This is a genomic window from Leisingera aquaemixtae (assembly GCF_019801145.1).
GTDB lineage: Bacteria > Pseudomonadota > Alphaproteobacteria > Rhodobacterales > Rhodobacteraceae > Leisingera > Leisingera aquaemixtae_A.
Genome location: NZ_JAHVJQ010000006.1, coordinates 111,563 through 136,299, shown reverse-complemented (window position 1 = coordinate 136,299; position 24,737 = coordinate 111,563). Strand labels below are relative to the sequence as shown.

Genomic DNA, 24,737 nt, shown 5'->3' with positions numbered 1-24,737 from the left:
GCCGTCCCAGCCTGTCATGGTCGCACCGTTATGCGCCTGATCGTCTCCTTTGCCGCCCTGTTCCTTTCTGTCATCCTGCTGCAGCTGTCGACCGGAGGCGTCGGCCCGCTCGATGCCATTTCCGGCCTGACGCTCAACTTCACCAAGGAGCAGATCGGCCTCCTGGGCTCCGGCCATTTCTTCGGCTTCTTCATCGGCTGCTGGTGGGCGCCGCGGCTGATGGGCAACGTCGGCCATTCCCGCGCCTTTGCAGTCTGCACCGCGCTTGGCGCCATGGGCCTCTTGGGCCACACGCTGACCGAAAACCCCTATGCCTGGGCGGCGATGCGGATGGCCTCCGGCCTTTGCGTCGCCGGCTGCTACACGGTGATCGAGGCCTGGCTCAACGCCAAGGTCACCAACGAAACCCGCGGCCGCGCCATGGGCACCTACCGGATTGCCGACATGAGCGCCTCGCTGGCGGCGCAGCTGATCATCGCGGTGCTACCGCCGGCCGCCTATATCTCCTATAACCTGCTGGCGATCCTCTGCTGCGCCGCGCTGCTGCCGCTGACCCTGACCCGGTCCAGCCAGCCGGAAACTCCCGATGCCCCGCGGCTGCGCCCCAAGCTGGCCTGGCGCTGCTCGCCGCTGGCGGTGGCGGGCGTCATCGTTTCGGCGCTCAGCTCCGCCTCCTTCCGGATGGTCGGCCCGGTCTACGGCCAGGAAGTCGGATTGGAAGTCGGCCAGATCGCCTTCTTCCTGGCCGCCTTTGTTCTGGGCGGCGCGCTGGCGCAGTACCCGCTCGGCTGGCTCGCCGACAAGTACGACCGCCGCTGGGTGCTGATCTGGCTGTCGGTGGCCGCCATCGTCAGCAGCACCGTCACCATCGCCGCCAGCGGCACCGGCACCCTCGGCGTGATGCTGGCCGCCAGCTTCTTCGGCTTCACAACCTTCCCGATCTTCTCGGTCTCCGCCGCCCACGCCAACGACTTCGCCACCTCCGCCGAACGGGTCGAGCTATCGGCGGCGCTGATGTTCTGGTACGCGCTTGGCGCCATCGCCTCGCCCTTTGTCTCCTCGGCCCTGATCGACAGCTTCGGCCCGCCTGCGCTGTTTGCCTATGTCGCCTGCGGCCACCTGCTGCTGATCGTCTTCGGGCTCAACCGGATGCGCGCCCGCCCGGTGCCGGAAGAGCGCACCCATTACGTCTATGCGCCGCGCACCTCCTTCACCATCGGCCGCCTGCTGAAACGCTCGCGCGAGGGGCGGTAGCGCCGCCGCCGCCCAATTTTCAACGAAATACGCACACGGGGTTCCCGCCGCCCGCCGCATAGGCTAGACGGGCCTCTGACGCATTACCTGGATGGACGGCATGGCACGCATTCTGATCACTTCGGCGCTTCCCTACATCAACGGGATCAAGCATCTGGGCAACCTGATAGGCAGCCAGCTGCCCGCTGACCTTTACGCCCGCTACAACCGCGGCCGCGGGCATGAGGTCCTGTTCCTTTGCGCCACCGACGAACACGGCACACCGGCGGAACTGGCGGCGGCCAAAGCCGGCAAGCCGGTTGCCGATTACTGCGCCGAAATGCACGAAGTGCAGACCGACATCGCGCACCGCTTCGGCCTGTCGTTCGACCATTACGGCCGCTCCTCCAGCCCGCAGAACCATGCGCTGACCCAGCATTTCGCCGGCAAGCTGGCCGAGGCCGGGCTGATTTCGGAAGTCAGCGAAAAGCAGGTCTATTCCAATGCCGACGGCCGCTTCCTGCCCGATCGCTATATCGAAGGCACCTGCCCCAACTGCGGTTACGAGCGGGCCCGCGGCGACCAGTGCGAGGAATGCACCAAGCAGCTGGACCCCACAGACCTGATCAATCCGCGTTCGGCCATCTCCGGCTCCACCGACCTGGAAGTGCGCGAGACCAAGCACCTGTTCCTGCGCCAGTCGGCAATGCGCGATCAGCTCGACGCCTGGATCGACACCAAGACAGACTGGCCGGTGCTGACCACCTCCATCGCCAAGAAATGGCTGCATGACGGCGACGGCCTGCAGGACCGCGGCATCACCCGCGACCTGGACTGGGGCGTGCCGGTCAAAAAAGGCAGCGAGGATTGGCCGGGCATGGAGGGCAAGGTCTTCTACGTCTGGTTCGACGCGCCGATCGAGTACATTGCAGCCGCCGGCGAGTGGGCCGAGAAGCACGGCAAGAGCGACGCCGACTGGCAGCGCTGGTGGCGCACCGACAAGGGCGCGGAGGATGTGAAATACGTCCAGTTCATGGGCAAGGACAACGTGCCGTTCCACACCCTGTCGTTCCCGGCCACCATCCTTGGCTCCGGCGAGCCGTGGAAGATGGTCGACCACCTCAAGTCCTTCAACTACCTGAACTATGACGGCGGCCAGTTCTCCACCTCGCAGGGCCGCGGCGTGTTCATGGACCAGGCGCTGGAAATCCTGCCCGCCGACTACTGGCGCTGGTGGCTGCTGAGCCATGCACCCGAAAGCTCCGACTCCGAATTCACCTGGGAAAACTTCCAGCAGTCCGTGAACAAGGATCTGGCGGATGTTCTGGGCAACTTCGTCAGCCGCATCACCAAGTTCTGCCGCTCCAAGTTCGGCGAAGAGGTTCCGGCCGGCGGCGAATACGGCGCGCAGGAACTGGCGCTGATCGATGAACTCACCACCCGCATCCGCGCCTATGAGGGCCACATGGAAGCGATGGATGTCCGCAAGTCGGCGCAGGAGCTGCGGGCGATCTGGGTTGCCGGCAACGAATACCTGCAGTCCGCGGCGCCCTGGTCGGTGTTCAAGGAAGACCCCGAGCGCGCCGCTGCGCAGGTGCGCCTGGGCCTCAATCTGATCCGGCTCTATGCGGTGCTGTCGGCCCCCTTCATCCCACATGCGTCGGACACGCTGATGGCGGCCCTGAACTCGGACGACCGCAGCTGGCCCGAAGACGCGGCCGCCGCCCTGTCTGCCCTGCCCACAGGCCACGGCTTCACCGTGCCGGAAGTGCTGTTTGCCAAGATCACCGACGAGCAGCGCGAGGAATGGCAGGAACGCTTCTCCGGCACCCGCGCCTGATCCCTCTGGAACTGATTGACGCAAAGGCCGCCTCAAGGGCGGCCTTTTCTTTTGCCATCCTCTTGACCCGGCACAAAAAATAATTCCGACTAAAAAACTCGGATTGACATAGGTGAGTAAATAAATCAGGTATACGGCATTCCAGCCAGCCTGACTCGGATCGGGCGAGCCCGAGTGACATAGTATCAACCGAGATCGCCCCCATGCCGACCAGTGCGCGCCGCCTTTGCGGCCCTGAAATCAAGGAACCGGACTCTGAGGACATGCGCCACCTGTGGCCGCAGGTCTTTGCGCCGTCCGGCGCGCTGTCCGGTTTTTGCCTGGAATGGCTTCTGGACAGGGCGGAATTCAGCAATGGGCGCAAGTCATGAACCAGATCACTTCCAAACCTGTCCCCACTGAGGCCACCGCCGAGGTCTTCCCCACCTACCATGCCGAGGACCTGACCCGCGGCGGCGCGCAGGCCCGTATCCTGCTGAACGGCCAGATCTATTCGCTGCGCATCACCCGCGCGGGCAAGCTGATCCTGACCAAATGAGCGCCGCTGCCCCACAGTCTCGCGGCGGGGTCACTGTCGGCACCCTGTCGGAGCTGCCGGTGCTGGAAGCCGGCGCGGTGATCTATTTGCGCCACTGGTTCTCCGGGGCCGAGACCCGCGAGCAGATGCGCCGCGACTTCGAAGTGAACTTCGGACCCGAAATGGCCGGGGCCGCCTTTGAGGCCTTTGGCTGCCTATGCAATTTCTGCGCCGCCCATAGCCGCCGACCGCTGGTGCGCCACGGCATGGCCTGCAACTGCCTGGGCGCGGACGAGAACTGCTTTGCTAACCTGCTGGCTTCGGCCGCCGAAGGCCAGCAGGACGATGCGCAAATCCTTGCGTCGCTGATTGTCACCCCGCGCAAGGCATCGGAACTCACGCAACTCGCATCCGACTGCGGTTTGCTCATGCGGCAAGTTCTGGGCGTGCAACCGCCCATGCCATCCGCCCGGCCTGCAACCGCCACCCTTCATTGAACATATAGCACCCTCAAGGACTTAGCTGATGAAATCCGTCTTTCTCACGGGCACCGCCCTCGCCGGTCTCGCATTTGGCGCCACCGCCGCATTTGCTGCCGACAAAGCCGCTGTTCTGAACACCTACGCCAATATTGCAGAGGCAAAATACCAGGACAGCCTGGCCACCGCCCAAGTGCTGAAGGCAGCGGTGGATGAACTGATCAGCCATCCCTCCGCAGAAAACCTGGAAGCCGCCCGCGCCGCCTGGATCGCCGCCCGCGTTCCCTACCAGCAGTCCGAGGTGTTCCGGTTCGGCAACGCCATCGTCGATGACTGGGAAGGCAAGGTGAACGCCTGGCCGCTGGACGAAGGGCTGATCGACTATGTCGACGCCTCCTATGGCGGCCCGACCGAAGAAAACACCCTGGCGGCGCTGAATGTGATCGCCAACCCCAGTTTTGAGCTGTCTGGCAAGTCGATCGACGCAGCCAAGATCACGCCGGAACTGCTTGAAGGCGCCCTGCATGAGGCCGACGGCATCGAGGCCAATGTGGCAACTGGCTACCACGCCATCGAATTCCTGCTCTGGGGCCAGGACCTGAAAGGCACCGATCATGGCGCGGGCGACCGCCCGTGGACCGATTACGCCCAAGGCGATGCATGCTCCGGCGGCAACTGCGACCGCCGCAGCGAATACCTGCAGGCGGCGACTGATCTGCTGATCTCTGACCTGGAGTGGATCGCCGCGCAATGGGGCGAAGCCGGCGAAGCCCGCACCGCATTGCTGGCGGACGAAGACGCTGGCATCACCGCCATGCTGACCGGCATGGGCTCGCTGTCTTATGGCGAGCAGGCAGGCGAGCGGATGCGCCTGGGCCTGATGCTGAACGACCCGGAGGAAGAGCACGACTGCTTCTCCGACAACACCCACAACAGCCACTACTATGACGGGCTGGGCGTGCAGAACGTCTATCTCGGCGAATACGTGCGGGTGACCGGCGCGCTGGTCTCCGGCCCCTCCCTGTCGGATCTGGTTGCCGCCAAGGATGCGGATCTGGACACCGAGATGCGCGGCAAGCTTGCCACCACCATGCAGGCGCTTGGCCGCATCAAGACCGCGGCTGAGGCGGGCCTGTCCTACGACCAGATGCTGGCGCAGGGCAATGAAGCCGGCGAGGCGCTGGTGATGGGCGGCGTCAACGGACTCATTGACCAGACCCGCTCGATCGAGCGCGTGGTGTCCGTTCTGAAGCTGGACGGCGTCGCCATCGAAGGCTCCGACAGCCTCGACAACCCCTCGGCAGTCTTCCAGTAAGAAACAGGCAACCACGCAGTTTCGGGCCGCAGTTTCTGCGGCCCGTTTATTTGCAACACCGCATTACCCAAGTGTTTTGCTCTGAATAACCCTTGATTCCCCAGTAATTCTGTCAGATATATTTTCCCAACGGAATCACTTGGCCATTGCGGCCAGCAGGCAAGGACGCAGTCAGCATGATCGTTTGCCACTGCACACAGATCTCGGATCACGACATCCGCGCTGCCATCGATTGGATGCGAAGCGCCGACCCTGAAACGATAATCACCCCCGGCAAGATCTATCACGCGCTGGGAAAATCCGCCGATTGCGGCGGCTGCATGCCCCTTTTCCTCGACACCATGCGCGCCAGCAGTAAGCTGGAAGTACCTGCGCAGCTTGCGAATTTACGCGCAGGATCAATTCGGGAGAAGTATAATGAAGGGCGACGCCAAGGTTATCGACTATCTGAACAAGGCTCTGCGGCATGAGCTGACGGCGGTCAGCCAGTACTGGCTGCACTACCGGCTGCAGGACGATTGGGGCCTGGGCAGCATGGCCAAGAAAAGCCGCGAGGAAAGCATCGAGGAGATGCAGCACGCGGACAAATTGATTGAAAGGATTTTGTTCCTCGGCGGCCACCCGAACCTGCAGAAGCTTGACCCGCTCAGGATCGGCCAGACGCCAAAAGAAACCCTCGAATGCGACCTTGCCGCCGAAGTGGACGCCCGCGCGCTCTACAAGGAAGCCCGAGACGCCTGCAACAAGGCGGGCGACTATGTTTCCCAAAAGCTGTTTGAAGAGCTGATGGCGGATGAAGAAGGCCATATCGACTTCCTCGAAACGCAGCTTGAACTGCACGACCGGATCGGTGCCGAAAACTATGCCCAGCTCAACGCCACCAAGATGGCAGAGGTTGAAGACTAACATCACGCTGGCTGCCGCTCTTGCGGCAGCCACGCCCCTTGCGGCACTGGACCTGGCCGGCAAGTACCAGGCTGAGCCGCATCTCTCCCCCCTCCCCCGCACAGATGCCGAACGTGAGCGGATCGCGGCGGTAACAGCACCCGCCGCCAGTTTTTCCGCACCGGAGTCGTTCGAGGACCTGCCCGCCGGCGCCGCGACAGTACGCGCCCGCACGGATGACGAGGCATTCTCCCAGCATTCAGCCAATCTCAGCTTTGAGCAGGAGATGGGCTTCAAGCTCGGCAACGGGCTGTTCAAGAAGATCTGGGTGTTTTCGCCCGCCTCCACCAAGGCCTCTGACGGCCTTGGCCCCCTTTACAACGCCCGCTCCTGCCAGCGCTGCCACCTGAAGGACGGCCGCGGCCATGTGCCGGAGCAGCCGGACTATGCCTCCGCCTCGATGTTCCTGCGCGTCTCCGTTCCCGGCCCGGTGCCGCCGCAAATGCAAGCGGTCAGCGACTACATCGGCACAGCGCCCGATCCGAACTATGGCAGCCAGCTGCAGGATTTCTCTGCCCCCGGCATTGCGCCGGAGTACAAGTTGCAGGTGGATTACGAGGATATCTTGGTCGCGCTGAACGGCGGTGAGACCGCTACCTTGCGCAGCCCCAGCCACACCGCGGCAAACCTCGGCTACGGCCCGCTGGCAGAGGGCGCCATGCTCAGCCCCCGCGTCGCACCGCCGATGATCGGCCTGGGCCTCCTGGAGGCAATCCCAGCCGCCGACATCCTCGCCCATGCGGATGAAGACGACGCCGACGGCGACGGCATCTCCGGGCGCGCCAACCTGGTCTGGTCGCGGGAGTTCAACCGGATCATGCTGGGCCGCTTCGGCCTCAAGGCCGGAATGCCGACCGTGCACGAACAATCCGCAGGCGCATTCTCCGGCGACATCGGCATCTCCACACCGCTGTTCCCGGCCCATGCGGGTGAATGCACCGGTCAGCAGACCGCCTGCCTGTCCGCCCCCCACGGCGGCGGTGATTCCCGTGAAACCGAGATCGACCAGGCCAATATGGATCTGGTCACCTTCTACAGCCGCAACATTGGCGTGCCCGCCCGCCGCAACGCTGACGACCGCCAAGTGCTGCGCGGCAAGCAGATATTCTACGAAAGCGGCTGCGCCTCCTGCCACGTGCCGAAATACGTGACCCACCGGCTGGCAGACAGGCCGGAGCAGAGCTTCCAGCTGATCTGGCCCTACAGCGACCTCTTGCTGCACGACATGGGCGAGGGCCTGGCCGACAACCGGCCCGAGGCCCGCGCCACCGGGCGCGAATGGCGCACCGCACCGCTGTGGGGGATCGGCCTGACGCAGCAGGTCTCGCCGCGCGCCGGCTTCCTGCACGACGGCCGCGCCCGCACCCTGCTGGAAGCCGTCCTCTGGCATGGCGGCGAAGCCGAAGCCGCGAAAACCAGCGTTGTGGACCTCGCACCGCAGGACCGCGCCGCCCTCATCACCTTTCTGGAAAGCCTCTGATGCGCGCTCTTGCCCTGGCCCTCGCCCTCGCGGCCGGCCCCGCCGCAGCGTCGGAGCTTTCCAGCAGCATCACCGATCAGCTGATCCTTCCGGCGTTTGCGGAGCTGGCAGCAGATGCGGCAGCGCTGGCGGACACAGCCAAGGCCGACTGCAACCCGCAATCCGAAGCCCTGCGCGAAGCCTACGGCGCGGCCTTCGACGCCTGGATTGCCGCCAGCCACTTCCGTTTCGGGCCGACGGAAACGGACAGCCGCGCCTTTGCGCTGGCCTTCTGGCCCGACAGCCGCGGCAAGACGCCCAAGGCGCTGGCCAATCTGATCCGCAGCGAGGACGCCGGCATCACCGACCCGGCGGCTTTCGCCAGCTATTCCATTGCCGCCCGCGGCTTCTATGCGCTGGAATATCTTCTGTATGACCCTGAACTGACCGCCGCAGGCAGCGCGGACTACCGCTGCGCCCTGACCCGCGCCATCAGCACGGATATTGCTGCAACCGCAGAGGCCATCAGCCGGGACTGGGCGGACAGCTACGCCGCCGAAATGCGCGCGCCGAAAACCCGCTACCGCAGCGAGGCGGAAATTACCCAGGAACTGCTGAAAGCGCTCACCACCGGTTTGCAGGTGCTGGACGACATGCGCCTGGGCCGCCCGCTTGGCACCTATGACAAGCCTCGCCCCAACCGTGCCGAGGCCCGCCGGTCAGGGCGCAGCCTGCATCATGTGCTGCTGTCGCTGAACGCGATGGAGCCGCTGGCGCTGGCCTTGGCGCAGGCTGACGCCGCTCTGAAGGCGGACCTTTCCCGCGGGTTTGAAACCGTCCGCAGCCGCGCCGAAGCCCTAGACGACCCTGTCTTTGCAGGCATCGCCGACCCCGCCGCCCGCATCCGGATCGAGGCCCTGCGCCAGCAGGTGAAGGAATCGCGCGCGCTTGTCTCTGAACGCCTTGGCCCGGCTCTCGGCGTGGCGACAGGTTTCAATTCGCTCGACGGCGACTAACGGAAAGGACCCGCCATGACCTCCCGCCGCGGATTTCTGGCAGGCTTGATGGCCTCCGCCCTTGCCCCGCAGGCCAGCTGGGCCGCTGCGGGCAGCCCCGCCTTCCTGTCTGCTGGCAAGGACGCCAGCGGTGCCTTCCTGCTGGCAGGCCTCTCCGAAACGGGCGGGGTCCTGTTCCGCCATCCCCTGCCCGGCCGCGGCCACGCGGCAGCGGCTCATCCCATGCGGCCAGAGGCCGTCGCCTTTGCCCGCCGCCCAGGCCGGTTTGCCGATGTGATCGACTGCCGGACCGGTGCCGCCCTCGCCCGGCTGGAGCCGCCCGCAGGGCACCATTTCTATGGCCACGGCACCTTTTCCCCGGACGGCAGCCGCCTGTTCACCACCGAAAACGACTATGAGAACGCCCGCGGTGTGATCGGTGTCTGGGACGCCGCAGACGGCTACCGCCGCATCAATGCCTTCTCCTCCGGCGGCATCGGCCCGCATGATATGCTCCTGCGCCGCGGCGCGCCGGGGCTGGCGGTGGCCAATGGCGGCATCGAGACCCACCCCGACAGCGGCCGCGCCAAGCTGAATTTGCCGGACATGCGCCCCAACCTCAGCTACCTGAGCTTAGACGGCGAATTGCAGGACCAGATGGAACTGCCGCAGGAACTTCGCCTGAATTCGATCCGCCACCTTGCCATGCGCGCCGACGGCACCGTTGGTTTCGCCATGCAATGGCAGGGCGATCTGGGCGAACAGGTCCCCACTGCCGGGCTTCACCGCCCCGGCGCCGTGCCGTTCCTGCTGGCCGAAGATGACGCGCGGGTGCTGAACATGCAGGGCTACGGCGGCTCCATCACCTTCTGCGCCGATGGCAGCCGGCTTGGCGTTACTTCGCCGCGCGGCGGGGTGCTGCAGGTGATGGATACAGTCAGCGGCGCGCTGCTGGCAGAGCACATAATGAGTGACGTCTGCGGGCTGGCGCCCTCCGCCGACGGCTTCACTGCCAGCACCGGCACCGGCCAGTTCATTGCGGTCTCTGACACCGGACAGCAGCCGCTGAACCGCACGGACCTGGCCTGGGACAATCACCTGATCCCGCTCTACTGAAGCAAAACAGCCAGGCATTTCACAAGGCGCGCCTGCCACGGCGCGCCCTTTTCGTTTTCAAATCAAACGAAACCAATACGAAAACGAATAGTGACTTCCTCCGTGTGATGCGCTACAGAATCGCAGCGAAAGGAAAGCAAATGGATGCCACCGGCCGTCAGAACGAAATCATCTCCCTCTTGAACCGGCAGGACCGGGTCGAGGTCGAGGATCTCTCCCGCCGCTTCGGCGTGTCCCTGCAGACCGTGCGCGCAGACCTGCGCGACTTGTCGGCGCGTGGCGCGCTGTCCCGTGTGCATGGCGGTGCCGTCCGCGTGAGCTCCGCCGCCAGCCAGGGCTACGACGACCGGCGCAAGCTGAACGCCGGCAACAAACTGGCGATGGCCGCCCTGGCGGCAGAGCTGATCCCCGACAACTGCTCGCTTTCGCTTAACATCGGCACCTCCACCGAACAGGTCGCCAGGGCGCTGTCCGGCCACAGCGGCCTGACGGTGATGTCCAACAACATTAACATTATCAACATGATGATGGGCGGGCAGGCCAAGGAACTGATCCTGGCAGGCGGCACCGTGCGGCAAAGCGACGGCGCCATTGTGGGCGAGGACGCGGTTGACTTCTTTTCCCGCTACAAGGTGGATTTTGCCGTCATTGGCGCCTCCGCGCTGGACACCGACGGCGCGGTGATGGACCACGACGCCCGCGAGGTTTCGGTCGCCCGCGCCATCCTGAAAAACGCCCGGCAGAAGGTTCTGGTCTGCGACGGCAGCAAGTTCGACCGCTCCGCCCCGGTTCGCATTTGCGACGTGGCAGACCTGGACGTGGTGATCACTGACCGCCCGGTCCCCGCAGAATTTGCCGAGGCCGCGCAGGCCGCCGGCACCCGTATCCTGACCGCAGGACAAAACGAAAGCAGCGAAAATGACTGACACGCCTGTAACGGACCTTTTCATCATCGGCGGCGGCATCAACGGCTGCGGCATCGCCCGCGATGCGGCCGGCCGCGGCTTGTCGGTGACGCTGGCAGAGATGAACGACCTCGCTTCCGCCACCTCCTCCGCCTCCACCAAACTGTTCCACGGCGGCCTGCGGTACCTCGAATATTTCGAGTTCCGGCTGGTGCGTGAGGCGCTGATCGAGCGCGAGGTGCTGCTGAAGGCGATGCCGCATATTTCCTGGCCGATGCGATTTGTGCTGCCGTTCCACAAGGACATGCGGTTCGACAGCGAGACGCCGACATCGAAACTGCTCACTGCCTTCATGCCGTGGATGAAGGGCCGCCGCCCGGCCTGGCTAATCCGGCTGGGGCTGTTCCTGTACGACTCGCTCGGCAAACGCGGCATCCTGCCCGGCACAGCGAAACTGGACCTGGCCGCCGACCCGGCAGGCCGCCCCCTGAAGGACAAGTTCAACACCGCGTTCGAGTATTCCGACTGCTGGATCGAGGACGCCCGCCTAGTGGTGCTGAATGCCCGCGACGCCGAGACCCGCGGCGCCGAGATCCTGACCCGGACCAAGGTGCTGGCCGCCGAACGCCACGCGGACCACTGGGTGATCACCCTGCAGGACCAGGCCACCGGCGACACCCATCAGCGCCGCGCAAAAATGCTGGTCAACGCGGGCGGCCCCTGGGTTGCCGACGTGCTGCACCAGAAGCTGGGCCAGAACAGCCGTGAAAACGTCCGCCTGGTGCGCGGCAGCCATATCGTGGTGCCGAAACTGTTTGATCACGGCCGCTGCTATTTCTTCCAGGGAACGGACGGGCGGATCATCTTCGCCATCCCCTACGAGGAGGATTTCACCCTGATCGGCACCACAGACGCCGACCACCCAAACCCGGAGACCGCGCCCGAATGCACCGCGGCCGAGCAGGACTATCTGATTGATTTCGCATCCGGGTACTTCAATCAGCCGCTCAAGCGCGAGGATATCGTCTGGACCTATTCCGGGGTGCGCCCGCTTTATGACGACGGCGCCAGCTCTGCCACCGCGGCCACACGCGAATACGTGCTGACGCTGGATCAGGCGCAGGCGCCGCTCTTGAATGTCTTCGGCGGCAAGATCACCACTTACCGCAAGCTGGCCGAGGCCGCGCTGGCCAAGATCGGCGAAGTATTTCCGCAGCTGCCCGCAGACTGGACCGCAGGCGTTGCCCTGCCTGGCGGTGACTTCGCGGTGGCGGACGTGGAAATGCTGCGCGCCAAACTGGCGGCGGACTACCCCTTCCTATCGCCCTACGGGACCCGCCGCCTGATCCGCGCCTACGGCACCGAGGCCTGGGAGGTGCTGGGCGAGGCCAAATCCGCAGAAGACCTCGGCCAGGACTTCGGCGCGACGATCACCGCGCAGGAGCTGGATTGGGCCATTGCCCGCGAATGGGCGCGCACTGGTGAGGATTACCTGTGGCGGCGCACCAAGCTGGGCTTGCGTCTGGATGAAGCCCAGCGCGCCGCAGTGGATGACTACATTCAGGGAAAAGCGGCTCAGCTCGCGGCTTGACCGCCTTGACCGCCTTGCCCGGCTGATAGGCCGGGCCGCGCCCGCCCCTCCCCGTCAAACCGGAGGTTTGCTTTCAGCAAAACGGGAGGGCGCTTTGCGCCCACCCAGGCTCGGACGCAGCCCTGAGCGTTAAAACTCGACGCCCTTCTGCGCTTTCACGCCGGCGCGGAACGGGTGTTTGATCTGCCCCATCTCGGTCACCAGATCGGCGATCTCGATCAGCTCTTCCTTGGCGTTCCTGCCCGTCAGCACCACATGGGTCATCGGCGGCTTCTGCTCGACCAGGAACTCCAGCACCTCCTCCAGATCCAGATACTCATAACGCAGCGCGATGTTGATCTCGTCGAGCAGCACCATGGTGTTCTTCTCGTCCAGGATCATCTCCTTGGCCTTCTCCCAGCCCTTCTGCGCGGCAGCGATATCGCGCGCCTTGTCCTGGGTCTCCCAGGTAAAGCCCTCGCCCATCGCATAGAACTGGCACAGATCGCTGAAGTTCTCCTCGATCAGGGTACGCTCGCCGGTCTGCCAAGCGCCCTTGATGAACTGCACCACGGCGCAGGGCATCTTGTGAGCGATGCAGCGCATGATCATGCCGAACCCCGAGGAGGATTTGCCCTTGCCCGGACCGGTGTGGACGATGATCAGGCCTTTCTCGCCTTCCTTGGTCTTCATCATCCGGTCGCGTGCCGCCTTCTTCTTGGCCATTTTGGACGCGTGGCGGGCGGCTTCTTCTTCTGAAATGCCGGTTTCGGACTTTTCGCTCATGGGGGCTCTCCAGCTGTTTGACCCCATGTCTTGACAAAGAAGCCCGCCATAGCGCAAGGGGGTTCCGCTGGTTCCTGTGAAAACAGGCGAAGAGGGAATGTGAAGGCTTTCAAAAAGCTCAAGCACAGCCGCCCCCGCGACCGTGACCGGATGAGGCCGCCATGCCACTGGGAGAGATCCCGGGAAGGCAGGATGGCCGGCAAGGCCCAGGCCTTGGCATCCGCAAGCCGGGAGACCTGCCAGCGAGAGAGAGATCAACGGGCAGACGGGGTGTTCTGCGACCGGGTAAGGGGCTTGCACGATTGGCCCCTGTCTGGCCATCCCGCAAGCCTGCCGCGACAGGAGACGCGCCGATGGCTGACGATTTGGTAGGCAAAGCTGCCAACCCCCCAGGACCGGTCACGCTGACCGTATGCCTCACCTGCCGCCGCGAGGGCGCTGACCCGGAAGGTGCCCGCCCCGGCGCCATCCTGCACGCCGCGCTGGCAGAGGCCGGGATGCCCGAAGGCGTCCGCCTGCGGGGCGTGGAATGCCTGTCCTCCTGCAAACGAGGCTGTGCTGTTGCCTTGGTCGGCGGCGAGGAGCGCTGGACCTATGTCTACGGCGACCTCGACCCGGACCAGCATGTCCCCGAGATCCTGGAAGGCGCTGCCGCCTATGCCGCCACTGCGGACGGCGTCGTGCCCTGGCGCGAGCGCCCGCAGACTTTCCGCAAGCAATCCGTTGCCCGCATCCCGCCGGCCAAGTTCTTTTCCGAGGAGTAAACATGAGCGACCTCAACAAGATCCCCGTCACCGTCATCACCGGCTTCCTCGGTGCGGGCAAAACCACGCTGATCCGCCACCTGATGCAGAACCCGCAGGGCAAACGGCTGGCGGTAGTGGTCAATGAATTCGGCACCGCCGGCGTCGACGGCGACATCCTGAAGTCCTGCGCGGACGAGAATTGCCCGGCGGAGAACATCATGGAGCTGGCAAATGGCTGCATCTGCTGCACCGTTGCCGATGACTTCATCCCCACCATCGAACAGCTGATGGAGCTGCCGGAAAAGCCGGATCACATCGTGATCGAAACCTCCGGCCTGGCGCTGCCCAAGCCGCTCCTGAAGGCCTTCGACTGGCCGGCGATCCGCTCCCGCATCACCGTCGACGGCGTGATTGCGCTGGCCGATGCCGAGGCGGTCGCCAAGGGCCAGTTCGCCCCCGACCTGGACGCCGTGCAGGCCCAGCGCGAGGCCGATGACAGCATCGACCACGAAACCCCGCTCAGCGAAGTGTTCGAGGATCAGATCTCCTGCGCCGACATCGTTCTGCTGTCCAAGGCCGACCTGGCCGGCGATGCAGGTGTCGAGAAAGCCCGCGCGGTGATCGAGGCCGAGGCGCCGCGCAAGCTGCCGATCCTGCCGATGAGCGAGGGGGTCATCGACCCGCGCATCATCCTGGGCCTGAACGCCGCTGCCGAGGATGATCTGGAAGCCCGTCCCAGCCACCATGACGGCCACCACGACCACGAGCATGACGATTTTGAAAGCATCGTTGTCGAAATGGGCGAAGTCTCTGACCCGGAAGCGCTGCAGAATGCCATCGTGAAACTCGCCCGCGAGCGCAACATCCTGCGCGTCAAAGGCTATGTCGCGGTGGAGGGGAAACCGATGCGGATGCTGGTTCAGGCCGTGGGCGAGCGCCTGCGCGCCCAGTATGATCAGCCCTGGGGCGCGCAGCCGCGCAAGACCGCGCTGGTGGTCATCGCGGAGCATGACGACATCGACGAACAGGCCATCCGCGCCGAGCTGGGGGCCTGAAGCCAATGGTAGCGAAGCGTCAATTTTTTGACGGCACCGCCTGGCCGAAGGCCGGGCAGCGCCCGTCCCGCCCCCCACGGGGCGGGCGCTTCGCTTCCTGCCCCGCCGGGCCGGGCGCTGCCCTCCCCGTTTCCATACGCCCCTTCAGGCAAGGAGCCTGACCCATGCACGTCGTCTTCCGCGAAAGCCACGGCCTTGACGAGACCGACACCCCGCAGGACCTCGGGCAGACGCCCGGCGATCTGGTGGTGCTGTCGTTCTCCGACAGCGATCTCGGCGCCTTCGCGGCGGGCTGGCACCGCGCGGACGGCAAACTGCCCTCCCTGCGTCTCGCCAACCTGGTGGCGCTCAAGCACCCGCTGTCGGTCGACGTCTACGCGGAACAGACGCTGGAAGGCGCCAAAGGCGTCCTCGTCCGCCTGATCGGCGGCGAAAGCTACTGGTCCTACGGCCTTGCCACCCTGCAGGACCTTGCCCGCCGCAAGGGCATCGCGCTGGCAATCCTGCCGGCCGACGGGCGCGAGGATGCGCGGCTCGATGAGCTCTCCACCCTGCCCGTCTCCACCCTGCGCCGCCTGCAATCCCTGTGCGACGCCGGCGGCGCTGTCGCGGCCCAGGCTGCGCTTGCGCAGCTGTCGCTGGCAGCAGGCCTCTACGCTGGCCCCGTCCTCGGCCTCAAGACGATGCCCGAGCACGGCTTCTACGACCCGGCCAAGGGCGTGCTCGCGGACCTGCCGCCGCAGGACAAACCGCTGGTGCTGGTGAGCTTCTATCGCTCCTACCTCACCGCCGCCGACACCGCCCCGGTGGATGCGCTGATCGAAGAGCTGCGCGCCCGCGGCTACGCGGCCTTTGGCGTCTTTGCCGCCAGCCTCAAGGCGCCTGCAGCCGCCGATTGGCTGCGCGAAAAGCTTCCGGAACTGGCCCCGGCCGCCATCATCAATGCCACCGCGTTTTCCGCCCAAGGCACCGACGGCAGCGCCTCGCCGCTTAGCTCCACCGGCTGTCCGGTGTTCCAGGTCGCCCTCTCGACAGCCCGCAAAAAAGACTGGCGTGAGGCCGACCGCGGGCTGTCGCCCGCCGACCTCGCCATGCACGTCGTCCTGCCGGAGGTTGACGGCCGCATCTTCGCCGGTGTCGTCAGCTTCAAATCGCCGGGCAAGAAGGACCCGGATCTGCAGTACTCCCGCTTTGCCCACCGCGCCGATACGGACCGCATCAAGGCTGCTGTGGACCGTGTGGAGGGCTGGCTGCGCCTCGCCAAGCTGCCGAATGCAGACAAGCGTCTGGCGCTGATCCTCTCCACCTACCCCGGCCGCGACCACAACCTTGCCCATGCCGTCGGGCTGGACGCGCTGGCCTCCTGCGACGAGATCCTGCGCGAACTCTCCGCCCAAGGCTACGCCGTCGAAGCGCTGGAAAACACCGGCCTGCGGCTGATGGAAGAGACGCTCAGCATCCCGCTGGAGGACTACCGCCAGGCCCTCGCCACCCTGCCGCAAGACCTGCAGGACACCCTGGCTGCGGCCTGGGGCGCCCCGGAAGAAGACACCGACTGCCGCGATGGCGCTTTTCATTTCAGCGCCTTACGCGCGGGCAACGCCCTGGTCGCGCTGCAGCCGGAACGCGGCGAAGTAAAAACGCGGGTCGATGACTACCACGACCTCGACCGCACCCCGCGCCACGCCTATGTGGCCTTTTACCTGTGGCTGCGCAGCCAAAACGACGCCCTCATCCACATCGGCGCCCACGGCACCCTTGAATGGCTGCCGGGCAAGGCGGTGGCGCTCTCCGGCGCCTGCTGGCCCGAAGTTCTGACCGGCCCGCTGCCGGTCGCCTACCCCTTCATCGTCAACGACCCCGGCGAAGCCGCCCAGGCCAAGCGCCGCATCGGTGCCGTGACCATCGGCCACCTGCCCCCTCCGCTGGCGCAGACAAACCTGCCCGAGGGCATGGCGCGGCTCGAAAGCCTTCTCGACGAATATTCCACTGCCGACGGCCTTGATCCCGCCCGCCGCGACCGGCTGATCAATGACATCCGCGCCGAGGCGCAGGGCACCGGCGTCGAAGCCGACCTCGGCCTCACCCCCGACACCTCCCCGGCTGAGGCGATCACCCGCATCGACGCTTTTGTCTGCGACATCAAGGAAAGCCAGTACGGCGAAGGCCTGCATATCTTCGGCACCGGCCAATGCGGAGCGGAGGAACGCGCCGGGCTGATTGCCGCGCTGGACGGGAAAATCGTCCCCCCCGGCCCCTCCGGCTCGCCGTTCCGCGGCCGCGCCGATGTGATTCCCACCGGCCGCAACCTCTTTACCACCGACCCGCGGGCGGTGCCGTCGCGGGCGGCGCATGCGCAAGGGGTCAAGCTGGCGGAAGAGCTGCTGCGCCGCCACCTTCAGGACCACGGCGACTGGCCCAAGGGGCTGGTGATCGACCTCTGGGGCTCCGCCACCATGCGCACCGCGGGCGAGGAATTTGCCATGGCGCTGCACCTCGCAGGCCTCGCGCCTCAGTGGGACGAAGGCTCCGAACGCGTTTCAGGCTTTGAGGTGCTGCCGCTGTCGATGCTGAACCGCCCGCGCATCGACGTGACCCTGCGCGTCTCCGGCCTGTTCCGCGATGTCTTCCCGGGCCTTGCCCAGATGTTTGAAAGTGCCGCCGCCGCACTGGCTACCCGCGAGGAGACCCAGGCCGACAACCCCTATCTCACCGAGACCCCGCGCGTCTTCGGCCCCAAGCCGGGCCAGTACGGTCTCTCGATGAACCCGCATCTGGACGACTACACCGACGCGGCGCGCCAGGCGGCGGGCGAGGCCTGGCTCAACGCCTCCTCCCATGCCATCGACGCCAAGGGCACTATCAGCGACGCCCGCGAGGCACTGGAATCCCGCCTGCAGGGGGCCGACAGCTTTGTCCACCTGCAGGACCTGCCTGAAACCGACCTGCTGATCGCGTCCGATTACGCCGCGCATGAGGCAGGCTTTGCCGCAGCCATGGCCCGCATCGGCCAGACCGCACCGGTGCTCTACCACCTCGACGCGACCCGCCCCGACAAGCCGCAGGCGCGTTCCCTGGGCGAGGAGATCGCCCGCGTCACCCGCGCCCGCGCCGCCAATCCGGACTGGGCCACCTCGATGATGTCCCACGGTTTCCGCGGCGCAGCCGAGATCGCCGCCACGCTCGATCACATGGCTGCCTTTGCGCATCTGGCGCAGGTGGTGCAGCCGCATCTGTTTGACCTCTATTTTGAGGCCACCCTGGGCCGCGACGATCTGGTGGAGTTCATGGAGCGCGAAAACCCGGAGGCGCTGCAGGCCATGCGCGACCGCTTCCGCGCCTTGTACGATGCAGGCCTCTGGAGCACCCGACGCAACTCGATCATGGCAGAGCTGGAGGGCGCGGCATGAGCAGCGCCGCTGAACCCAAGGTCTACGGCTGGTGTCCGGGTGCTTTGCGCCCGATGATGTCCGGCGACGGGCTGGTTGTCCGCGTGCGCGCGCCGCTTGGTAAACTGTCCGTTAACCAAGCGCGCGGTGTTGCAAGACTTTCGCAGGAATTCGGCAATGGCCTGCTGGATATCTCCGCCCGTGCCAACCTGCAGATGCGCGGCATCCGAGAAGACGCGCATGAGGACCTGATTGCAGGCCTGCGCGAACTGGGGCTGATCGACCCGGACGCAAACGCCGAAGCCCGCCGCAATGTCCTGCTCGCCCCGTTCTGGGCTGAGGGCGATGACACCCACACGATCGCCACCGACCTGAGCGCCGCGCTGACGGCGGCAACGGACCTCACCCTGCCCGGGAAATTCGGCTTCGCCGTCGACTGCGGCGCGGCTCCGGTGCTGCAGGACATTGCTGCCGATATCCGCATCGAACGCTCTGGCAGCAGCCTGATCCTGCGCGCGGACGGTTCTGAGACCGGCAAGCCCGTCACACGTGAATCCGCCGTGCCCGAAGCCCTCGCCCTCGCCCGCTGGTTCGTAGAAACCGGCGGTGCCGCCAATGGCCGCGGCCGGATGAAGCCGCATGTTGCAAAAGGCATCCCGCTGCCCGCGCACCACACAACCCTAACAATAAGCGCCAACTTCACCGCAAAACCTGGACCTGTCCCCGCGGGGACACTCGCCGCCTTGGAGTTCGGCCAGATGCCCGCCGCTGCGCTCGCGCAGCTGGCAGACTGCGGAGACATCCGCCTCACCCCGTGGCGCATGCTGCTGGTGGAAGGTGCTGAAAGCCTGCCGCCCCTGCCCGGCCTGATCCTGGACGCCGCGGATCCGCGCCTGCAAGTGGTCGCCTGCACCGGAGCCCCCGGCTGCCTGCAGGCGCTTTCCGCCACCCGCGACCTGGCAAGGCAATTGGCGCCGCATGTCCCCGCGGGAACCCGCCTGCATGTTTCCGGCTGCGCCAAGGGCTGCGCCTGCCCGGGCGCCGCACCCCTGACCCTGACCGCGACCGGCGACGATGAATTCTCCCTGATCCGCAATGGCACTGCCGCGGATCAGCCGCTAAAGACCCACCTGAGCGCCGACGCGTTGCGCGCCGCTCCCGAACTTCTGACAGAGGGCAGCTGACATGCTCCACACCTATGAAACCGACGGCGCCGCGATCTACGCCGAAAGCTTTGCCACCATCCGCCGCGAGGCCGACCTGGCGCGCTTCAATAAGGACGAGGAAAGCGTCGTCGTCCGCATGATCCATGCCGCCGGCATGGTGGGGCTGGAAGAGCACGTGCGCTTTTCCGAGGGCATGGCCGAAACCGCCCGCGCAGCGCTTGCAAACGGCGCGCCGATCCTCTGCGACGCCTATATGGTGTCCGAAGGCATCACCCGCCCGCGCCTGCCTGCGGACAACGAGGTGATCTGCACCCTGCGCGACCCGAAGGTGCCGGAGATGGCCAAGGAAATGTCCAACACCCGCTCTGCCGCCGCGCTGGAACTGTGGCGCCCGAAACTGGAGGGCGCCGTGGTCGCCATCGGCAACGCGCCCACCGCGCTGTTCCACCTGTTGAACATGCTGAAAGACCCGTCCTGCCCCCGCCCCGCCGCCATCATCGGCTGCCCGGTGGGTTTTGTCGGCGCGATGGAATCGAAGGAAGCGCTGATGGAAGACCTGCCGGTGCCGTCAATGATCGTGAAAGGCCGCCTGGGCGGCTCCGCCATCACCGTTGCGGCGGTGAACGCGCTGGCGAGCTGGAAAGAGTAACCATGGGTAAAGTCATCTGCACAGGGCTTGGCCCCGGCGATCCCGACCTGATGAGCGTCCGCTCGCACCGGCTGATCTCGAAAGCACGCCATGTGGCCTATTTCCGCAAGGCCGGCCGCAAGGGGCAGGCCCGCTCGATCGTGGAAGGCATGCTGGCCGAGGGTGTGACCGAGCACGCGATGGAATATCCGGTCACGACCGAAATTCCGTTGTCGGATCCCGAATACAACCGGATCCTTGCGGAATTTTATGAACGCTGGGCCAACACGCTGGCGGAAATCGCCCAAAGCGAAGATGTGGTTGTGCTCTGCGAAGGCGATCCGTTCTTCTACGGCTCCTACATGCATCTCTACACCCGTCTGCAGGGCCGCGCCGAGCAGGAGATCGTGCCCGGCATCACCGGCATGTCCGGCTGCTGGCATGCCTCCGGCCAGCCGATCACATGGGGCGATGATGTGCTGACGGTCGCCATGGCCACCCTCAGCGAGGATGAATTGGCCGCCCGCGCCGCCAACACGGACGCGCTGGTGGTGATGAAGATCGGCCGCAACCTGCCGAAACTGCTGCGCGCGCTGGAACGCGCCGGCCGGCTGGAAGACGCTTGGCTGGTCGAGCGCGGCACCATGCCCCGGCAAACGGTTCAGAAACTGACCGAAATCGACGGCGAGGTCCCGTATTTCTCCATCGTGCTGATCCACGGACAGGGGCGCCGGCCATGAAACCATCGCAAAACGGCTGGGTGGTGATCGCCGGGCTTGGCCCCGGCAATGAGGCTCTGGTGACGCAGGAAGTGCGTGACGCCATCGGAGAAGCAACTGATATCGTTGGCTATATCCCCTATGTAAAGCGCATCGAGCCGCGCGAGGGCCTGACCCTGCACGCCACCGACAACCGGGTCGAAGTGGACCGCGCCACCCATGCGCTGGAAATGGCCGCCGAGGGCAAACGGGTTGTCGTGGTGTCCTCCGGCGATCCAGGTGTGTTCGCGATGGCCTCTGCCGTGTTCGAAGCGCTGGAAACCAACGCGGAAAACCGCCCGGACTGGCTGGATCTGGACATCAGGGTGCTGCCCGGCATCACCGCGATGCTGGCCGCCGCTGCCGCCATCGGCGCGCCGCTGGGGCATGATTTCGCGGCCATCAACCTCAGCGACAACCTGAAGCCCTGGAGCCTGATCGAAAAGCGCCTGCAGCTGGTCGGCGAGGCCGGCTTGGCGATGGCGTTCTACAACCCGCGCTCCAAGTCGCGGCCGCATCAGTTTGCCCGCGCGCTTGATATCCTGCGCGAGGCCTGCGGCGCGGACACGCTGATCACCTTTGCCCGCGACGTGACCAAGCCCGGGCAGGAACTGCTGACCGTGCCGCTGAAGGACGCAACGCCCGAGATGGCGGACATGCGCACAGTGGTGATCGTTGGCAACCACGACACCCGCCGGGTGGGCAATTACGTCTACACGCCCCGCTACGCAGCCGAGGCCTAAGCCGGGGAATGGGACAGCCAGGCCATAACCTCTGCCACGCTGCCCAGGACGGGCCGTTCGGGCACCTGCGGTCTGCCGATCATGATGACCGGCAGGCCAAGGTCGCGCGCGGCAGAGAGCTTGGCCGCGGCCCCCGCGCCGCCTGCGTTCTTGGCGACCACATGGGTGATGCCGTGGCGCTGCATAAGCGCGGTGTCGCCCGCCGCATCAAACGGCCCGCGGGCGATTTCGACCGTTGTGTGCGGCAGCGGCAGGGGCGCCTCGGGTTCGTCCACAAGGCGCAGCAGGTAGTGGTGCTGCGGCTTGGCCGCGAATTGGCTGAGGTTCTGCTTGCCGATCGCCAGAAACACCCGCACCGGAGGGCTGGGAAGAACTTCCACAGCCTCTTCGATGCTGTCCACGTGCACCCATTGATCGCCTTCGCCCGCCTGCCAGACCGGGCGTTCAAAAGCGCAAACCGGCACATCCGCCAATTCGCAGGCGTGCGCCGCATTGCGGCTCATCTGCGCTGCGAACGGGTGGGTGGCATCGACAACATGGGTGATGCCTTCAGCCTGCAGATAGGCCGCCAGCCCTTGCACGCCGCCAAAGCCGCCAATGCGTGTGGGCAGCGGCTGGCTGACCGGTTTGGCCGTGCGGCCCGCGTAGGAAAACACCGCATCCATATCTGTTTCGGCCAGGGTCTTGGCCAGCGTCGAGGCTTCGGTGGTGCCGCCCAGCAGGAGAATGCGTGTCATGTCTGATCCGTGGCTCACAATCGTTGGTCTGGGCGAAAATGGACTGGAAGGCCTCAGCGATGCAAGCCGGAAGGCGCTGGAGCAGGCCGAGGTGATCTTTGGCGGCCCGCGGCATCTGGAGCTGGCGGCGGCCGGCAGCAAGGGCCAGCCCTGGCCGGTGCCGTTCTCCATCGGGCCGGTGCTGGCGGCGCGGGGGCAGCGCGTTGTTGTCCTGGCCTCCGGCGATCCGTTCTGGCATGGCGCCGGCGGCTCCTTGGCGCGGCATCTGGAAGATGGCGAATGGGTCTCCTGCCCTGTGCCATCCACCTTTGCGCTGGCGGCCAACCATCTGGCGTGGAAGCTGGAAGAGGTGCTGTGCATCGGCCTGCATGCGGCGCCTTATGCGCGGCTGCGGCCGTTGCTGGGGTCTGGTGCCCGTGTGATCTGCACCATGCGCGACGGCGCGGCGCCTGCAGAGCTGGCGGGATGGCTGACGGCAGAGGGATTCGGCGCCTCGCACCTCACGGTGATGGAGTGCCTGGGCGGGCCGCGGCAGCGGGTGCGCTCTGCCGCCGCTGAAGGGTTTGAACTGCAGGATGTTCAGGCCCCTGTGGCGGTGGCCGTTGAGGCCGCAGGCCACAAGGGCCTGCCGCAAGCCTCCGGCCTCGCGGATGATCTCTTTTCAAGCGACGGGCAGATCACCAAGCGGCCGATCCGGGCGTTGACCCTGTCGGCCCTGGCACCGCGCACAGGTGAGCTGCTGTGGGATATCGGCGGCGGCTCCGGCTCGGTCTCGGTAGAATGGTGCCTGGCCGCCCCCGGCGCACAGGCCATTACCTTTGAGCCGCGCGAGAGCCGGCTGGAGAACATCCGCGCCAACGCGGCGGCGTTTGGCCTGGACCACCGGATGACAGCGGTGCTCGGCAAGGCGCCGGCAGTGCTGGACGGCCAGCCCCTGCCCGATTGCGTCTTCATCGGCGGCGGCGGCTCGCAAGAGCTTTTGGACCACCTGTGGGACATCCTGCCCGCAGGCACCCGGCTGGTAGCCAATGGCGTCACGCTGGAAACCGAGACCCTGCTGATGCAGGCCCATTCGGACCGCGGTGGGCATCTGTTGAAAGCGGAAATTGCCGAGGCCGGGCCGCTGGGCTCCATGCGCGACTGGCGCCGGGCGCGACCCGTAATCCAGTGGAGCGTCACGCGATGAAGGTGGCGGGCATCGGATTTCGCAGCGCTGCCACGGTGGCAGATTTGCAGGCGGCGCTGGCGCTGACCGGCGAAAGGGTGGATGCCGTTGCTTCCATCGCGGAGAAGGCCGGGGCGTCCGCCATGCAGGAGTTTGCGCGCAGCATCGGCCTGCCGGTGATTGCGCTTGAAAATCAGGATATTGCCGGGGAGCAGACTTTGACCTGTTCACCCCGGATCAAGGCGCGGTTCGGCACCGGGTCGCTGGCGGAAGCCGCGGCGCTGGCTGGGGCGCGCCACGGGGTGCCGGGCGCCAGGGCGCGCCTTCTCGCCCCCAGAGTTGTCACCGCGGATGGGCTTGCCACCGCGGCCATAGCAGAAAGACTTGAGCCATGACCGTTCACTTCATTGGCGCCGGACCGGGCGCTGCCGATCTTCTGACCCTGCGCGGGCGCGACATCATCGCATCCTGTCCGGTGTGCCTCTACGCGGGCTCGCTGGTGCCGGAGGAAATCCTGAGCCATTGCCCGGCAGATGCAAAGATCGTGAACACCGCGGCGATGGACCTGGATGCCATCGTGACAGAGATCAAGGCGGCGCATGAGGCAGGCCAGGACGTGGCGCGGCTGCATTCCGGCGACCTGTCGGTGTGGTCGGCGATGGGCGAGCAGATCCGCCGCCTGAAGGCCGAGGGCATCCCGGTGAGCGTCACCCCGGGCGTGCCGTCCTTTGCCGCTGCCGCTGCCGCGCTGGGGACCGAGCTGACCCTGCCGGGCCTTGGCCAGTCGGTGGTGCTGACCCGCACCCCGGGCCGCGCGTCCTCGATGCCTGCAGGCGAGTCGCTGGAGAATTTCGCCAAAACCGGCACCACGCTGGCGATCCACCTGTCGATCGGCAATCTGGACCATGTGGTCGACAGCCTGACGCCGCATTACGGCGCGGACTGCCCGGTGGCGGTGGTCTACCGCGCCAGCTGGCCGGACCAGCAGATCATCCGCGCCACTTTGGAAACGCTGAAAGAGTCGCTGGACGAGAAGATCTCCCGCACTGCGCTGATCCTGGTGGGGCCGGTGCTGAAGGGCGAAGGCTTTGACGAAAGCTGCCTCTATTCCACCGACTACGACCGCCGCTACCGGCCGCAAAGCGCCGACAGCCCGTGGTCGAGCTGGAGCCATGGGGACGACTAAGGCC

The 24,737-nt window shown here is 65.9% G+C and carries 24 protein-coding genes and 1 riboswitch; of the genes, 22 read left to right on the top strand and 2 right to left on the bottom strand.

Translation table 11 applies throughout. The features are described 5' to 3' along the window. The first annotated feature begins 30 nt into the window (after positions 1 to 30). The 12 genes from KUW17_RS15645 (at position 31) to glpD (ending at position 12,395) form a co-directional block, all read left to right on the top strand. Entirely contained in the window at positions 31 to 1,254 is a 1,224-nt protein-coding gene (locus tag KUW17_RS15645; RefSeq protein WP_222480781.1) for an MFS transporter, read from the top strand. 100 nt (positions 1,255 to 1,354) lie between these two features. Continuing rightward, entirely contained in the window at positions 1,355 to 3,073 is a 1,719-nt protein-coding gene (gene metG / locus KUW17_RS15640) for a methionine--tRNA ligase (RefSeq protein ID WP_222480779.1), read from the top strand. A 367-nt stretch (positions 3,074 to 3,440) separates the two neighbouring features. Further along, positions 3,441 to 3,611, top strand: coding sequence for a hemin uptake protein HemP (hemP, locus tag KUW17_RS15635; RefSeq protein WP_222480776.1), 171 nt, complete (start codon positions 3,441 to 3,443; stop codon positions 3,609 to 3,611). Beyond that, the gene (locus KUW17_RS15630; protein ID WP_222480774.1) at positions 3,608 to 4,087 is read left to right on the top strand and encodes a hypothetical protein; all 480 of its coding nucleotides are present in this window, start codon (positions 3,608 to 3,610) and stop codon (positions 4,085 to 4,087) included. Before hemP ends, KUW17_RS15630 begins: the two co-directional genes overlap by 4 nt. 28 nt (positions 4,088 to 4,115) lie before the next feature. Then, positions 4,116 to 5,384, top strand: a complete 1,269-nt coding sequence (locus KUW17_RS15625) for an imelysin family protein (RefSeq protein ID WP_222480771.1) — start codon at positions 4,116 to 4,118, stop codon at positions 5,382 to 5,384. 176 nt (positions 5,385 to 5,560) lie between these two features. Then, positions 5,561 to 5,854, top strand: coding sequence for a bacterioferritin-associated ferredoxin (locus KUW17_RS15620; RefSeq protein ID WP_222480770.1), 294 nt, complete (start codon positions 5,561 to 5,563; stop codon positions 5,852 to 5,854). Then, entirely contained in the window at positions 5,802 to 6,290 is a 489-nt protein-coding gene (gene bfr / locus KUW17_RS15615; RefSeq protein WP_065269893.1) for a bacterioferritin, read from the top strand. Before KUW17_RS15620 ends, bfr begins: the two co-directional genes overlap by 53 nt. After that, positions 6,280 to 7,809 carry a di-heme oxidoredictase family protein gene (locus KUW17_RS15610; RefSeq protein ID WP_261397233.1) on the top strand — a complete coding sequence of 510 codons (1,530 nt, stop codon included), beginning with the start codon at positions 6,280 to 6,282 and terminating at the stop codon, positions 7,807 to 7,809. The genes bfr and KUW17_RS15610 overlap by 11 nt, the downstream gene beginning before the upstream one ends. Then, the gene (locus tag KUW17_RS15605; RefSeq protein WP_222480765.1) at positions 7,809 to 8,804 is read left to right on the top strand and encodes an imelysin family protein; all 996 of its coding nucleotides are present in this window, start codon (positions 7,809 to 7,811) and stop codon (positions 8,802 to 8,804) included. The genes KUW17_RS15610 and KUW17_RS15605 overlap by 1 nt, the downstream gene beginning before the upstream one ends. Before the next feature lie 15 nt (positions 8,805 to 8,819). Then, a complete protein-coding gene (locus KUW17_RS15600) occupies positions 8,820 to 9,899 on the top strand; it encodes a DUF1513 domain-containing protein (protein ID WP_222480763.1) in 1,080 nt (359 codons plus the stop codon). 140 nt (positions 9,900 to 10,039) lie between these two features. Continuing rightward, positions 10,040 to 10,825 (top strand): DeoR/GlpR family DNA-binding transcription regulator, encoded by a 786-nt coding sequence (locus KUW17_RS15595; protein ID WP_222480761.1) that lies wholly within the window; start codon positions 10,040 to 10,042, stop codon positions 10,823 to 10,825. Further along, on the top strand, positions 10,818 to 12,395 hold the full coding sequence (glpD, locus tag KUW17_RS15590; protein ID WP_222480759.1) for a glycerol-3-phosphate dehydrogenase: 1,578 nt from the start codon (positions 10,818 to 10,820) through the stop codon (positions 12,393 to 12,395). The genes KUW17_RS15595 and glpD overlap by 8 nt, the downstream gene beginning before the upstream one ends. A 129-nt stretch (positions 12,396 to 12,524) precedes the next feature. Here the strand turns inward: glpD and cobO are convergent, their stop codons facing one another. Further along, on the bottom strand, positions 12,525 to 13,160 hold the full coding sequence (gene cobO / locus KUW17_RS15585) for a cob(I)yrinic acid a,c-diamide adenosyltransferase (protein WP_222480757.1): 636 nt from the start codon (positions 13,158 to 13,160) through the stop codon (positions 12,525 to 12,527). Between the two features lie 51 nt (positions 13,161 to 13,211). Continuing rightward, positions 13,212 to 13,419, top strand: a riboswitch (cobalamin riboswitch). Positions 13,420 to 13,513: 94 nt separating this feature from the next. Between cobO and KUW17_RS15580 the strand changes: the two genes are divergently transcribed. From KUW17_RS15580 to cobJ, 7 genes are all read left to right on the top strand, one after another. Continuing rightward, positions 13,514 to 13,924 (top strand): DUF1636 family protein, encoded by a 411-nt coding sequence (locus tag KUW17_RS15580; protein WP_222480755.1) that lies wholly within the window; start codon positions 13,514 to 13,516, stop codon positions 13,922 to 13,924. Between the two features lie 2 nt (positions 13,925 to 13,926). Further along, a complete protein-coding gene (cobW, locus tag KUW17_RS15575; protein WP_222480753.1) occupies positions 13,927 to 14,961 on the top strand; it encodes a cobalamin biosynthesis protein CobW in 1,035 nt (344 codons plus the stop codon). Between the two features lie 164 nt (positions 14,962 to 15,125). Next, the gene (cobN, locus tag KUW17_RS15570; protein ID WP_222480751.1) at positions 15,126 to 18,371 is read left to right on the top strand and encodes a cobaltochelatase subunit CobN; all 3,246 of its coding nucleotides are present in this window, start codon (positions 15,126 to 15,128) and stop codon (positions 18,369 to 18,371) included. Then, positions 18,368 to 19,534, top strand: a complete 1,167-nt coding sequence (gene cobG, locus KUW17_RS15565) for a precorrin-3B synthase (RefSeq protein WP_222480749.1) — start codon at positions 18,368 to 18,370, stop codon at positions 19,532 to 19,534. Before cobN ends, cobG begins: the two co-directional genes overlap by 4 nt. A 1-nt stretch (position 19,535) precedes the next feature. Continuing rightward, positions 19,536 to 20,165 carry a precorrin-8X methylmutase gene (locus KUW17_RS15560; RefSeq protein ID WP_222480748.1) on the top strand — a complete coding sequence of 210 codons (630 nt, stop codon included), beginning with the start codon at positions 19,536 to 19,538 and terminating at the stop codon, positions 20,163 to 20,165. A 2-nt stretch (positions 20,166 to 20,167) separates the two neighbouring features. Beyond that, positions 20,168 to 20,884 carry a precorrin-2 C(20)-methyltransferase gene (cobI, locus tag KUW17_RS15555; protein WP_222480746.1) on the top strand — a complete coding sequence of 239 codons (717 nt, stop codon included), beginning with the start codon at positions 20,168 to 20,170 and terminating at the stop codon, positions 20,882 to 20,884. After that, the gene (gene cobJ / locus KUW17_RS15550; RefSeq protein ID WP_222480744.1) at positions 20,881 to 21,645 is read left to right on the top strand and encodes a precorrin-3B C(17)-methyltransferase; all 765 of its coding nucleotides are present in this window, start codon (positions 20,881 to 20,883) and stop codon (positions 21,643 to 21,645) included. The genes cobI and cobJ overlap by 4 nt, the downstream gene beginning before the upstream one ends. Here the strand turns inward: cobJ and KUW17_RS15545 are convergent. Next, the gene (locus tag KUW17_RS15545; RefSeq protein ID WP_222480742.1) at positions 21,642 to 22,382 is read right to left on the bottom strand and encodes a cobalt-precorrin-6A reductase; all 741 of its coding nucleotides are present in this window, start codon (positions 22,380 to 22,382) and stop codon (positions 21,642 to 21,644) included. The genes cobJ and KUW17_RS15545 overlap by 4 nt on opposite strands. On the opposite strand from KUW17_RS15545, the gene cbiE reads away from it, so the two are divergent. The 3 genes from cbiE to cobM are packed head-to-tail and all read left to right on the top strand — an operon-like array spanning position 22,381 to position 24,733. After that, positions 22,381 to 23,568, top strand: a complete 1,188-nt coding sequence (gene cbiE / locus KUW17_RS15540; protein WP_222480740.1) for a precorrin-6y C5,15-methyltransferase (decarboxylating) subunit CbiE — start codon at positions 22,381 to 22,383, stop codon at positions 23,566 to 23,568. The genes KUW17_RS15545 and cbiE overlap by 2 nt on opposite strands. After that, positions 23,565 to 23,942, top strand: coding sequence for a cobalamin biosynthesis protein (locus tag KUW17_RS15535; RefSeq protein WP_222481168.1), 378 nt, complete (start codon positions 23,565 to 23,567; stop codon positions 23,940 to 23,942). Before cbiE ends, KUW17_RS15535 begins: the two co-directional genes overlap by 4 nt. Next, a complete protein-coding gene (gene cobM / locus KUW17_RS15530; protein ID WP_222480738.1) occupies positions 23,939 to 24,733 on the top strand; it encodes a precorrin-4 C(11)-methyltransferase in 795 nt (264 codons plus the stop codon). Before KUW17_RS15535 ends, cobM begins: the two co-directional genes overlap by 4 nt. Positions 24,734 to 24,737 lie beyond the last annotated feature (4 nt).